We start from the raw sequence: 12,767 nt of genomic DNA, 5'->3' as shown, positions 1-12,767 counted from the left end.
CGCCCAGGCCGGGCCTGTTCGGTGTGCTCTGGCGACTCGCGGACAGGACCTCGCCGTGGCCAGCACTCCTCTTGCGCACCACCCCGACGACTCGACCGCCGCCCAGAGGCGGCCCGGCGCACCGGACAGTGCCCGGACCACACCGCTCACCACGCACGCGGTGACCGCACTTCAGGCGGTGCGCGCCTATCCGAGCATCTCGCTGCTCGCCTGCACGCGTCCCGGAGCGGTCATGCACCCCGGTGACGTCGCCACCTTGCGCACACTGGCCGCACAGGCGCGGAACCGGCTGGACGCCGAACACGTTCCGAACGCCCGCCCGCTGCTGGACGCCCTGGACACGATGATCCGCGAGGCCGCCGGGCGACCCGCTGACCGGGCCGTCGCGCTGTTCGTCAGCGCCGCCCACAGCCGGCGCGTCGACCTGCCGGTCCCGGTGGTCGACCGGTGCGTGATCGACCCGACCTTCGCCACCCGTGACCTCGTCCGCGCCCTGCAGCACACCCCGCGGCACACAGTGCTGCTGTTGTCAGCCGATCACGCCCGGCTGCTGCACGGCCACGGCACCGTTCTCGTTCCCGCTCCCGGCAGCGCGTTCCCCGCCCGTCGCCGCTCCGACGGCGACCACACCGGCCGCGGCGCCGAACGACCGATCGAGTTCCTGCGCCGAGTCGACCGCGTGCTCGGCGCCGCACTGCGCCTGTACCCGATGCCGCTCGTCCTCGTCGCGGCCGAACCCACCTCCGGCAACTTCCGGCGCCTGTCCCGCAACACCGCCCGCCTCGCCGGCACCGTCAAGGGCAACCACCTGGCCACTCCCACCGAGACCCTCGTCGACCTCATCCGCCCGGTGCTGCGCGACTACCTGCGCTCCCGCGCACAGCAAGCCCTCGACCTGATCGAGCAACGCGCCGCCGAAGGCCGCGTCCTCACCGACATCGGCACGGCCTGGCTCGCGGCTCGCTGGGAACGCCCGGAGATGCTCGCCGTCGAGGAGGACTACTTCTACCCCGCCCGCCTGAACGCCGACGGCGACACCCTCACCCCCGCCGACGACGTCGACCACCCCGAAGTCATCGACGACGCCGTCGACGAACTCATCGAGACCGTGCTGTCCCGCGGCGGCTGGATCGCGCTGCTCCCGCCGGGAGAGCTGCCCGGCGGCGCCCGCCTCGCCCTGACCCTGCGCCGCCGTTGAGACCCCTGACGCGCAGCCCGCCCAGCCCGGAAGGAACCGACCAGATGGCCGTCACCGCGCGCCCGAGCACGTCCTCCGAAGCCCTCGCCGCTCTGGTCGAGGGCAACCGCCGCTTCGTCGCCGACCAGCCCGCCCACCCCAACCAGGACGCCGCACGCCGCCGCAGCAGCGCCGGCACCGGCCAACGCCCGTTCGCGGTCGTCCTCGGCTGCTCGGACTCCCGCGTCGCCGCCGAGATCGTCTTCGACCAGGGCCTGGGTGACCTGTTCGTCGTGCGCACCGCCGGTCACCTCGCCGGCACCGACGTCCTGGCCAGCGTCGAGTTCGGCGTCACCGTCCTCGGCGCCCCGCTGGTCGTCGTCCTCGGCCACGACAACTGCGGGGCCATCACCGCGGCCCTCACCGCCCACGACACCGGCACGCTCCCGCCCGGTTTCCTGCGAACCATCGTCGAGCGCATCGGCCCCGAGGTGCTGGCCGCCCACAGCGCCGGCATCACCGACCGCGACGCCATCGGCCAACTCCACGTCGAGCACACCGCCGAGATGTTGCTGCAGCGCTCCGCACTGCTCACCGACGCCGTCACCAGCCACCACGCCGCCATCGTCGCGATGACCTACCAACTCGACAACGGCCGTGTCCACCTCGTGGCCCAGCACGGCGACGCGCTCACCGCAGCGCTCGCCGAGAACACGATCACGTAGAAGGATTCGGCCGCAGGGACTTTTGGACCCGGACGAGTGCGTCCAACGGCCGTGGAGCCCGGCCTTCACCGACCTGACACTCGGATCTCACAGGTACGAGGAGGGTCACCATGAAGAGAACGATGCGCACCGCGTTGTCCATCGCCGTGACGGGCTGGTTGATCGCCTCGATCCCGCCCACCGCGGCTTTCGCCGGCCAGACCTCGCAGCCGGTCGTGCTGCTCCCACCACCGGGATACCAGCACACGTGGCTGAAGGGCATCAACGACGACGGGATCGTCATCGGCAGCGCCACGCTGCCGCAGTCGCTCGCGCCGGCCCGCGCACTGCGGTGGAACCTCGCGGGCGAACTCACCGAGCTCGACGGCCTGGGTGGTCGCTTCCACGACGCGCACGCGATCAACCGGCGCGGCGACGTCGTGGGGTATTCCCAACGCCCCGACGGGTATGTGCGTGCCGTGCGCTGGGACTCGCAGGGCGGTGTCCACGACCTCGGCGTCCTGGCGGGTGACGTGAACTCCATCGCCTACGACGTCAACGACGCGGGCACGGTCATCGGGGTGTCGTCCCCCAACGAGACCCAGGTGGAGGGCAGCACCGCCGTCCTGTGGGACTCGGCGGGTCGCCTGACGGTGCTGGACGCGCCGCCCGGCGCGCGGAGCGTCATCGGGTTGGCGCTCAACCGGCACAGCGAGGCGATCGGCACGTACTTCGACTCGACCGGCGCGAACCGCGCTGTCCGCTGGGACCGCGCCGGGCGCGCGACGGCACTGGCCAACCTGGGCGGTGACCGCGACGAGGTGGTCGGGCTCGCCGACGACGGCACAGCCGTCGGCATGGTGTACGGCAACACCCACCGTGAGCTCGCCGTGCGCTGGGACCGGGCGGGGCGGCTCACCTCGCTGGCCGAGGAGGCCCAGGTGCTGGCCATCGCCGGCCGCGGTGGTTCGGTGGTCGGGCGTCTGTACGCGGGTGGTGCGCAGCGGTGGGACTACCGGCGCGGCGGTGTGGTCGATCTGCTGCCGCCGTCAGGTGATGCGTCTGCGTCCGCTGGCGACGTGAACGGCCACGGGGTCGCTGTCGGGGCCTATGACCGGTCACCGGACGGGGACACGGCCGCTGTTCGCTGGGACCGGGCAGGCCGTCCCACCCCGTTGCCGACACCTGCCGACCACGAGCGCGCCTGGGCAGAGAAGATCAGCGATCGCGGCGACGTCGCCGGCGGCGCATACCGGTCCTACTCCAGCTACGTGGTCGTCTGGCCCCGTCACCGCCAGGGCTGAGCACATCGGTCCGTTCACGTCAGGTCCACGGTCCCTGGCCGGAGATCGGTGAACGTCAGATCGTGGAAGACGTGCTCTTTCATGGTCCCGAACAACGCCGGTGGCACTCGCCACCGGCGCCGATGATCCACCTGCATCCGGGAAGAGGAGCGGCCGCGGCCACCGTCGGTCCGCCGATCGGCCGCATGCCGCAGGAACCGGCCGACCGGTTCCGAGCGCACCTGGCCGCCCGCAGGTGACGGCGCGGCTGTTCGCCGTGGCTCTCGGCGCGATCGCGATGGCGATCGGTGTGGCGTTGCCGTCGGCTGTCCGGATTTTCCGGCTTCCACGTCCGTCCGGGCCGTACGAGGTCGGCACGATCACCCACCACTGGGTGGACGACGACCGCCCCGACCTCTTCACCGCCGATCCTGCTGACCGCCGTGAGCTGGTCGTGCAGATCTGGTACCCGGCAACATGTCCCGCATCGGCCTCACCGGCGCCGTACGTTCCCGACGCCGAGGTTCTCGCCCCGTTGGCGAAGCTGCTCGAACTGCCGCGCTTTCTCCTGCGGCCGCTCGAGCACGTCTCCACGAACGCGGTCCCGTGCGCGCCGGTGGCCGGTGTCGGGCAGAGCTTCCCGGTGCTGATCTTCTCGCCCGGCCGGGGCGGCTATCGGCAGCACAACACCTGGCAGGTCGAGGAACTGGTGTCGCGCGGCTACGTCGTCGCGGCCATCGACCACCCGCACGCGGCCGCCGGCGTGCGGTTCCCGGACGGACGGCTGGTGACGCTCGACTCCCGCATGCTCGACAACGACTTCGTCGACGTCGTGGTCCCGTTCCTCGCCCAGGACGCGGTCTTCACGCTCGACCAGCTGACCGCGCTGAACCACGCCGACCCCACCGGCATCCTCACCGGACGGCTGGACGTCTCCCGTGCGGGCATCTTCGGACTGTCGCTCGGTGGCGAGGTCGCCGCCGAAGCCTGCCGGCAGGAGTCCCGTTTCCGCGCCTGCCTCCCGATGGACGTCTGGATGCCGCCCGGCGTGGTCCGATCAGGCTTGTCCCAGCCCACGATGTGGCTCACCCGCGATGCCGGCACGATGCGGCGCGAGGGGTGGCGACAGGCGGACATCGACCGGACTCTCGACACCATCCGCGCGGTGTTCGACATGTCCGGCGATGCGTACCTGGTGCGGGTGCCCGGGATGTACCACCAGGACTTCTCCGACGCGGCGCTGCTGTCCCCGCTCACCCGATGGCTCGGCGTCACCGGACCGATCGACAAGAACAGGGCGCACGACATCGTGACTGCCTGCTCGCTGGCGTTCTTCGACCGCCACCTCAAGGACCGGCCGGCCGCGTTCGACGGCCTGGCGGAGCGGTACCCCGAAGTGCTCTTCGAAACCTCGTGACACCACCGCGATGACCCGGTTCTCTCCACTTCGCGGCAGCCTCCACCGCCGTCGACGCGTGAACGAGATGTCCGCACTGCTGGACCGGACGCAGAGGCTCGGCGTGAAATCAGCGAGTGTGCCGATGGAGGGCAGGCGATTGCGATGCCCAGGAGTGCGAGTTCGCCGTGGACGCGTCGGCAACCTCACGACGGGTTCTCGGCTGCCAGACACCGTACTTCGACATGTCCGACGTCATGGTGATCGGTCAGCCGGGCGCCCGGCTGGTCGGGCGGCGAGTGAACCTGACCTGCCCAACGTCGCGGTCAGCCGGGCGGCGAAGTCGCCCCGCACCGTCCCCCGGTGAGCGTCACCGGTGCGCGACCGCGAAGTTGTCGAAGCCCGCAGCCGTGTTGAAGACGCGCACACCGTTGGCACCATTGGAGAAGCTGGTGTCGGTCACGGAGATCTTCGGCGTCGCCATGTCGCCGACGTACACCTTGATGGCCGAGCCGATCGCCTCCACCCGCAGGTGGTGCCGGGTGTTCGGCCGGACGGGCACGGCGGCTGACGCGAGCTGCGTCCAGTTGTTGTCGGCCTTGCCGAGCACGACCCGTCCGCTGCCGGTGATCCCGGCGTAGTAGCCGCGGTAGGCGTCCGTCCCGGTGGTCGCCTGCGTCACGCGGAACACGACCCCGCTGTCGCCGGCGGCGGACTTCGGGGTGATGTCGGCGTCCTGCACGAAGTTCGAGAAGTTCGTGTCCAGCAACGACTTCCCGCCGAACGAGGTCCCGGTCTCGTACCGGCCCCCGGTCACCGACCAGGTGCCGCCGTGCGTGGTCCAGCCGACGGAGTTGTCGTCGTCGAAGTTGTCCTTCACCCGCATGGTCACCGGCTGGACGGTGCCGTCGGCGTTGAAGGTCATCCGGTCGTAGGCGACCTGCCTGTCGTTGGCGCCCGAGCGGCTCAGCGGGCGCCGGTGGTAGACGATGTACCAGATGTCCGTGCCGGGCACGTTGATCACCGAGTTGTGGCCGGAACCCCTTGCGACGGCGGCGTCCTGGCTCAGCACGCGGCTGATCTTGGTGAACGGTCCGGTGGGCGAGTCGGAGATCGCGTACGACACCGCGTAGTTCGGTCCGGTCCAGCCGTCCTCGGACCACATGAAGTAGTACTTGCCGTTCCGCTTGAACATCTGCGAACCCTCGGTGAAGTTCGCCGGGGTGATCTCCTGGTACGTGCTGCCGTCGGCGAACTGGCCGAGACTGGTCATGTCCGCGTTGAGCTTGACCACGTTGGCGTGTCCCCAGCCGCCGTAGTACATGTACGCCTGGCCATCGGTGTCGATGAACACGTCCTGGTCGATGGGCTGCGCTCCGTTGACGAACTGGCTGATCAACGGCTTGCCGATCGCGTCCAGGTACGGGCCCTCCGGCCGGTCGGCGACCGCGACGCCGATGCCGCCCAGTTCGGAGTTGCTCTGGATGTCGTTCGCGCTGAAGTACAGGTAGTACCTGCCGTTTCGCTGCACGGGAGCGGGCGCCCAGACGGCTCGGCGTGCCCAGGAGACGTTCGCGGTGGTGAGGACGTCGGGGTGCTTGGTCCAGTTGACGAGGTCGGTCGAGGAGAAGGCGTCGAGGTACGTCTGCTCGTCGTACGGTCGCGACGACGTGGGAAAGACCCAGTACTTGTTGTCGTAGACCGCGACGTCCGGGTCGGCGTACCACCCGTCCACGAACGGGTTGCCGGCCTCCGCTGTCGAGAAGTCGGGCACGGCCGCCGCGGACGAGGCCACAGCGGGCACGCTTCCGAGCAGTGAGAGGGTCAAGGCCGCTAAGACGATCTTTGACGTCACGTCTCGTCCAATCCACAGGGTTACAACGTTGTAAAAACCGTGCGCATTGATCCAATCACTCTCCGTGCGCAGCTGTCCAGATCCGTCTCGGGCGCGGTCGGTGGTCTGCTACCGCAGCCATTACACCTGCCTTGTCATCCGAGTAGTTCTACCGACGTCGCTCCGAGCCACCACATATAACGTGCACGCAGGAGGTGCAGGAGTGAGCACACGGTTGGCCGGTGTGGCCGTCCATCTGCCCGAGACGCGGCTGAGCACGGAAGAGGTGGAGCGGCGTCTGGGACCGTTCACTCCGCCGCCGGGGCTCATCGGCCGGTTGACCGGTATTCGGTCACGGCACGTGATGCGCGATGACGAGCAGGCGTCCGACCTGGCGGTGGCGGCAGCGCGCAAGCTGCTGGCGGACACCGGAACCCAGCCAGCGGACATCGACCTGCTCCTGTTCGCCTCCGCCAGTCAGGACATGGTGGAACCGGCGACCGCCCACATCGTCGCGGCGAAGCTCGAGCTGCACTGCCCCGTGATGGACGTCAAGAACGCCTGCAACAGCGTGCTCAACGCGATCGAGGTCGCCGACGCCTTGATCGCGACGGGTCGTTACCGCACCGTTCTCGTCACAAGCGGCGAGTCACCATCGCGGGCCGTGCGCTGGAACGTGGCGAATCCTGCGCAGTTCCGGCGTGCCTTCCCCGGATACACGCTGTCCGACGCAGGCGCGGCCCTGCTGCTCACCGCCGGTGATGCCGGCGTGCTGGGCAGTGCGTTCACCGCGGACTCGACGTGGTGGGACGTCGGCACCCTCCCCGGCGGCGGATCCCGGCATCCGCGCGATCCGGAGTTCACCTACTTCGACATGGACGGTCCGCGGCTCAAGGACGCTTTCCTGCACCTGGGCCGCGACGTCCTCGACGACGCCCTCCGCGGCCTCGATCTGACGTGGGACGACTTCGCGGTTGCATGCGTGCACCAGGTGTCGTTGCCCTACCTGGAGATCTTCGCCGAGGGCGCGGGCGTGCCGCGCGACAAGCTGGTGGTGACGCTGCCCGAGCACGGCAACGTGGCATCCGCGAGCCTGCCCCTGCAACTGGTCACCGCGCAGCGCATGGGCCGTTGCGGTCCTGGCGACCTCGTCGCGTTGGTGGGCCTGGCCGGTGGAGTGAGCCTCGGTCTCGTGGTGGTGCGGCTGTGAGCCTGTGGGTGGTCGTGCCGGCTTACAACGAGGAACGCTCCATCGTCGCGACGCTGAGATCTCTTGCGGCGCAGGAAGACCAGGACTTCACGCTGGTCGTGGTGGACAACGGCTCGACCGATTCCACAGTGGACCTGGTGCGGCGGTTCCACAGGGAGAATCCGGGGCTGCGGCTGGAAGTCGTGCACGAGCCGCAGAAGGGCACCGGCGCGGCGGCGGACACCGGGATGCGCCACGCGGTCGCCCGCGGGGCGCGATGGCTGGCGCGCACGGACGCCGACTGCCTGCCGGCACCTGACTGGACGGTCCGGATCAAGGCCGCGCTGGGAAGCGGACTTCGTCTGGTGTCAGGACAGCTCTTGCCGCGCAAGGACGAAGGGGTTCGGGCCGTCACGCGGTGGGTGCTCATCGTCGCCGTCGAGGTCGCCTCGGTGTTCGGCAAGATGAGGTCCGGCAACCGGGGTCCCCGCTACCTGGGGCCGTACGTGATGACGCCCGGCTGCAACATGGCGATCACGGCAGAGTTGTACGTGCTCGCCGGCGGGTTCCCGCGGTCGAAGATCGAGGACCTGCACGAGGACCGTGCCCTCGTAAACGCGGTTCGCCTGCACACCACGGCGTACGGGCGGCGGCGGGACGTGGTCGTCCACGGCTCGTCGCGGCGGGCACGGGCGTGGGGGTTGCGCAAAACGCTCGCTTGGTACGCCGACCACCGCTACCGACCGGATGTCGTGGACATTCGATGAGCTGGGAGTTGAAGCTCCACCTGGCCGCGCACCCGGTCGCCTACCCCTTGGTCCGCGCCGTCGGCCGCATCGCACCGGTGATCCGCGTACCGCGGGTGGGGGTCGTGGTCAGCGACGCCGCTCTCGCGAAGGAAGTGCTCAACGACCCGGCGCACTTCACCAAGACCGGACCCGGGTCGCCCGCGGACCTGTGGACGCCTGTGGTGGGCCCGACCGTGTTGCTGAACATGGAAGGCGCGGCGCACGGCGACCTCCGGCGCAAGCTGTCCGGGTTGTTCACACCGCGCAGCGTGTCCGACCTGTGCGGGGCGGTCCTCGACGCACCGGTGGACGAGTTGCGGAATGAACTGAGAGCCGGCCGGCCGGTCGACCTGGTGGCCGTCGTGCGGCGGCTGGTGGGTGCGGTGATCTGCGAGCTGGTCGGACTGGAGGCGACCGAGGCGGTGGCAGCACACGTGGCGGGTACCGCGATCACGTCGGCGATCCGGCTGGGCCGTCGGTCACTGACGCCCGCGCAGGTGCTGCGGTGCCGGCAGTCGCTGGGTGTGCTCACCCGGCCGGCCGCGCGGGCGTGGGCCGACGGTGACCCGGCAACCGTGCCGGGCCGGATGCGGCAGCTGGGACTGACCGAGGAGGAGGCACTCGGTGCGGTAGCGGCCTTCGTGCTCACGGGGACCGAGACACTGGTGTCGTACATCCCGCGGCTGGTGGCGTTGCTGCACGACTTCGGCTGGCTGGACCGGCTGGCCGCCGACAGGAGCCGGGTCGACGACGCGGTCGCGGAGGCGCTGCGGGTGACCGTGCCTTCGCCGGTGATGCTGCGCAGCGTGGCCGCGGACTCCCGGATCGGCCGGGTGCGGGTGCGGGCCGGCGACCGAGTGGTGATCGCGACGATCTCGGCGGCGAACGCGCCGGGGTCCTTCGATCCGGAGCGTCCGCACCCTCCGCAGATCAGGCAGCTGTGGTTCGGTGCGGGACCGCACTTCTGCCTGGGCATGCCGCTGGCTCAAGCGGAGATCCGCGCGGTGCTCGGCGCCGTGCTCGACGCGGCCCCCTTGTCCGTTGTGGACCGCAGCGCCGCCCGACGGGTGCTGATCCCCTGCTACTCCAGATTGGTGGTGCGCCGTGGCTGATGACCTGCTGATCGGGGTGTTGCAGGCGGCCGAGCGCCACAGCCGGCGGCCCGCGCTGACCGACGGACGCGGGAGGACGATGACCTACGCGGAGCTGGCCGACCGCGTACTCGGCACAGCGCATCGGTTGCGCTCGAGGGGTTTTGCGCCTGGAAGCCGGATGCTGTTCTCGGTACGGCCAGGACCCGACGCGATCGTGCTGGCTCTCGGAACCGTCGCGGCTGGCGGCACGGTGGTGTTCGTCGACCCCGGCGGCGGGCAGGAGCTCTTCACGAGGCGCACCGAACTGGCAGGGCCGGGGTGGGCGGCGGCCGAGTCCCTCTTGTACGCGGCCAGCGCACCCGGCCCACTGCGCGCCCTGGCTCGTCGCAGAGGCGTGCTCCTGCCGGACTACACCGCGTTGCCGGTGCGGCACATCAGATCCGGGCCGTGGCTGCCCGGTGTGCCACTGCGCTCGGTGTCCACCCGGAGGCTCGCGAAACCGGTTGCCGACGCGCCACTGCCCGACGCTCGACCGGACCAGGACGCCGTCGTCGTGTTCACCTCGGGCACCACGGCAGAGCCGAAAGCCGTTGTGCACACCAGGGGTTCGCTCGCGGCCGCGCTGAACGTGCTGGCGACGCGGTGCGAACTGGGTGTGGACGCCCGAGTGCACACCGACCAGATGATGCTGGGACTGCCCGCGCTCATCGCGGGCGGGCACTGGTCCATGCCGCCCTACGGGTTCGCACCTGCCGCCGAACCCGCCGCGCTCGCGGCCGGCCTGGAGGGCGCCACCCACACCTTCCTGGTGCCTTCCGACCTGGCCGCGATCCTCGACAGCGGCGTTGCGCTGCCGCGGTCGCTGCGCCAGGTGTTGCTGGGTTCCGCACCGGTCCTGCCACCTCTGCTCCGACGTGCACGCGCCGCGTTGCCGGGGGTCGATCTGCTCGCCGTGTACGGCATGACCGAGATCCTTCCGGTGGCGATCGCGACCGCCGAGGAGAAGCTCGCGCACGACGGCGACCTCCTCGGCCGGCCGCTGCCGGGCGTGCGAGCACGCGTCGCCGAGGACGGGGAGCTGATGGTGTCCGGACCCAACCTGTGCCGCGGCTATCTGGGATCGCCACCGTTGACGGAGCACGCCACCGGCGATCTGGCTCGCCTGGAGGGCGACTTGATCGTGCTCACCGGCCGGAAGAAGGACATGATCCTCCGCAAGGGGACCAACGTGTATCCCGGCTTGTACGAACCTGCCATCACCCGCCTGCCGGGCGTCACGGCAGCCGTCATGATCGGCGTGCCGGACGAGATCGGTGACGAACGGATCGTGCTGGCGATCGTGCCCAGCCCTGACGCCGGCCCCGACCTGGCCGCGCGGGTCCAAGCCTCGCTGCCGGACCTGATCGACGTCTACGCGCTGCCCGACGAGGTCGTCGTCCTTCCCGAACTACCGCTGTCGGGCCGCACCAGGAAGATCGACCGATCCGCCCTCCGCGCGAGACTGGCTCGCTGATGCGGCTCGCGGTGACGGGGGCGACCGGCTTCGTGGGCGGGGCGGTGTGCCGTGCCGCCGAAGCACGGGGTTGGCAGGTGCACGCCTACGGGTCACGTTCGTGGGACATCACGGCGGGGCCGCTGGTCGATCCGCCGGTCGTCGACGCCGTGGTGCACTGCGCCGCCGCCGTGACCGACTGGGGTTCTCCCGCGGAGATCCGACGGGTGAACGTCTCCGGTACGCGAAGCGTCCTGGAGACCTTCCCCGGCGCACGGTTCGTGCACATGTCGTCGGCGAGCGTGTACGACCCGTTCAGGCCGACCGTCTCGGCGATCGAGTCCGCAGCCCCGGTGAGTCGCTACCTCACTGCTTACGGTGCGACGAAGGCCGAGGCCGAGGGACTGGTGCTGGCACGCCCGAACAGCGTCATCCTCCGCCCCCACGCCGTCTACGGCCCAGGCGACCCGACTCTGCTTCCACGGGTCCTGAGCGCGATCCGCGGCCGGACCTTGTTCCTCGCGGGCAACGGGCAGGCACTACAGTCGCTCACGTCGATCGACAACCTCGCACAAGCCAGCCTGCTGGCCTGCACCGGCCAGCCCGGCATCTACAACGTGGCGGACTCTTCGCCGGTCGTACTGGAAAGGGCGTTGCGGGACCTGCTGCGGGAACGTGGCCTGGACGTCCGGATCCGCTACCTCCCCCTGGGGCTCGCCTGGTCTCTGGCAGCGGTGATCGAGCCCGTCTGGCGACTGGCGGGTCGAGCGAAGCCTCCCCGCCTGACCAGGTACGCCATCAGCCACCTGGCCAGCGAGCGCACTCTCGACATCACCGCCGCCCGGACGCGCCTCGGTTACAAGCCCGCACCGACGTCTTTCGCCGGCGCGGCAACGTGGTGAGCAGAAGACGTCCGGCGACGCGAGCTCTTCCCGCGCATGGTCGAGTCGCCGAGTCATGTGTCGAACGCTTCGCGCATCGAGGTTTCGACGGGAAGATCGTTCCTCTGCGGTCGTACCGAGTCAGCGCTGCGGTTGCGCCGCGGCAGCATATGGGAGTATTCGAGCGCGGCTCACACAACAGCCGCACGAGCCGGGTCGAGCAGGTCTACGTCGTTCTCCTCGATGAGGCGCTCGAGAGCGAACGCACCGTTCTCCCGTGCGAACGCCGCCTCGCTCGCGGTGATCGCCAGCAGCCAGTAAATGCTGACGCCGACACCGTCCGCGTGGACGGTCTCGAACTCGTCACCGAACAGGAACGGCGTGCTCACCAGGAAGTGGTCGCAGATGGACCCGGCGAGCCACGGCCTCCCGATGTTGATCACCTTGCCGAGCCGGACGCGGAATCTCTCATCTGCGTGGAACGCGGAGACCATCGCCAGGTTCTCCACCGCCTCCTCCGACTCCCGCGGCGTGAGCGACAAGAACTCCAGCCTGTGCTCGCCCGGCATCGGCACGCGCCACGCCCCGATCGAGGAGTAGAGCCAGGCCCTGCCCACCTCCTTCGGCGCGATCTCCAGCACTGCGAACTCCGGAATGGCCTCAACGATCTTGCCGCGATCCCAGGTCCGCAGACGTGCTTCGCGATCAGGCCAGAAGCCCTGCACGTGGTCCCTGATCGCGGAGCTGACTGCGTCGGTCAAAGCCATACTCCTTTTCCTGGGATATTGGGAGCGCTCGGCAGCCTCTGGGCGCTGGCACTCACCGCAGGCGGAACCGTTCAACGCTTCGGCGCTCGTGCCGCGCGCCTCGCGCTCCTGTTCGCAACACGTGGTGGCCCATTGCAACGGATAGCGCCGAACGAGGTCTGA

Annotated in this window: 12 protein-coding genes; 10 read left to right on the top strand and 2 right to left on the bottom strand. The window is 69.9% G+C overall.

Features of this window, described 5'->3' with window-relative positions; translation table 11 throughout:
• Positions 1-55 precede the first annotated feature (55 nt).
• The 5 genes from ORI60_RS23955 to ORI60_RS23935 all read left to right on the top strand — a co-directional run bounded on the left by ORI60_RS23955 (position 56) and on the right by ORI60_RS23935 (position 4,581).
• Positions 56-1,198: a hypothetical protein gene (locus tag ORI60_RS23955; protein WP_266039984.1), complete on the top strand. Its 1,143-nt coding sequence runs from the start codon at positions 56-58 to the stop codon at positions 1,196-1,198.
• 44 nt (positions 1,199-1,242) lie between these two features.
• Positions 1,243-1,902 (top strand): carbonic anhydrase, encoded by a 660-nt coding sequence (locus tag ORI60_RS23950; protein WP_266039983.1) that lies wholly within the window; start codon positions 1,243-1,245, stop codon positions 1,900-1,902.
• A gap of 110 nt (positions 1,903-2,012) precedes the next feature.
• A complete protein-coding gene (locus ORI60_RS23945; protein WP_266039981.1) occupies positions 2,013-3,185 on the top strand; it encodes a hypothetical protein in 1,173 nt (390 codons plus the stop codon).
• Between the two features lie 62 nt (positions 3,186-3,247).
• Positions 3,248-3,424 carry a hypothetical protein gene (locus ORI60_RS23940; protein WP_266039979.1) on the top strand — a complete coding sequence of 59 codons (177 nt, stop codon included), beginning with the start codon at positions 3,248-3,250 and terminating at the stop codon, positions 3,422-3,424.
• Positions 3,421-4,581 carry an alpha/beta hydrolase family protein gene (locus tag ORI60_RS23935; protein WP_266039977.1) on the top strand — a complete coding sequence of 387 codons (1,161 nt, stop codon included), beginning with the start codon at positions 3,421-3,423 and terminating at the stop codon, positions 4,579-4,581. Before ORI60_RS23940 ends, ORI60_RS23935 begins: the two co-directional genes overlap by 4 nt.
• Positions 4,582-4,930: 349 nt before the next feature.
• On the opposite strand, the gene ORI60_RS23930 is transcribed toward ORI60_RS23935, so the two are convergent.
• Positions 4,931-6,355, bottom strand: a complete 1,425-nt coding sequence (locus ORI60_RS23930; protein WP_266039975.1) for a family 43 glycosylhydrolase — start codon at positions 6,353-6,355, stop codon at positions 4,931-4,933.
• A 262-nt stretch (positions 6,356-6,617) separates the two neighbouring features.
• Between ORI60_RS23930 and ORI60_RS23925 the strand changes: the two genes are divergently transcribed.
• Genes ORI60_RS23925 through ORI60_RS23905 form a run of 5 tightly spaced genes read left to right on the top strand, consistent with a single transcriptional unit; the run spans position 6,618 to position 11,859 of the window.
• Positions 6,618-7,604, top strand: a complete 987-nt coding sequence (locus tag ORI60_RS23925; RefSeq protein ID WP_266039973.1) for a 3-oxoacyl-ACP synthase III family protein — start codon at positions 6,618-6,620, stop codon at positions 7,602-7,604.
• Positions 7,601-8,350, top strand: coding sequence for a glycosyltransferase family 2 protein (locus ORI60_RS23920; protein ID WP_266039971.1), 750 nt, complete (start codon positions 7,601-7,603; stop codon positions 8,348-8,350). Before ORI60_RS23925 ends, ORI60_RS23920 begins: the two co-directional genes overlap by 4 nt.
• Positions 8,347-9,483, top strand: coding sequence for a cytochrome P450 (locus tag ORI60_RS23915; protein ID WP_266039969.1), 1,137 nt, complete (start codon positions 8,347-8,349; stop codon positions 9,481-9,483). Before ORI60_RS23920 ends, ORI60_RS23915 begins: the two co-directional genes overlap by 4 nt.
• Entirely contained in the window at positions 9,476-10,978 is a 1,503-nt protein-coding gene (locus tag ORI60_RS23910; RefSeq protein WP_266039967.1) for a class I adenylate-forming enzyme family protein, read from the top strand. The genes ORI60_RS23915 and ORI60_RS23910 overlap by 8 nt, the downstream gene beginning before the upstream one ends.
• The gene (locus tag ORI60_RS23905) at positions 10,978-11,859 is read left to right on the top strand and encodes an NAD-dependent epimerase/dehydratase family protein (RefSeq protein ID WP_266039965.1); all 882 of its coding nucleotides are present in this window, start codon (positions 10,978-10,980) and stop codon (positions 11,857-11,859) included. Before ORI60_RS23910 ends, ORI60_RS23905 begins: the two co-directional genes overlap by 1 nt.
• Before the next feature lie 170 nt (positions 11,860-12,029).
• On the opposite strand, the gene ORI60_RS23900 is transcribed toward ORI60_RS23905, so the two are convergent.
• The gene (locus ORI60_RS23900) at positions 12,030-12,599 is read right to left on the bottom strand and encodes a suppressor of fused domain protein (RefSeq protein WP_266039964.1); all 570 of its coding nucleotides are present in this window, start codon (positions 12,597-12,599) and stop codon (positions 12,030-12,032) included.
• Positions 12,600-12,767: the final 168 nt, after the last annotated feature.

It is taken from the genome of Lentzea sp. NEAU-D7 (assembly GCF_026242055.1).
Classification (GTDB): domain Bacteria; phylum Actinomycetota; class Actinomycetes; order Mycobacteriales; family Pseudonocardiaceae; genus Lentzea.
The sequence above is the reverse complement of the archived record's forward strand: the minus strand, read 5'-3'. Positions and strand labels throughout refer to the sequence as shown.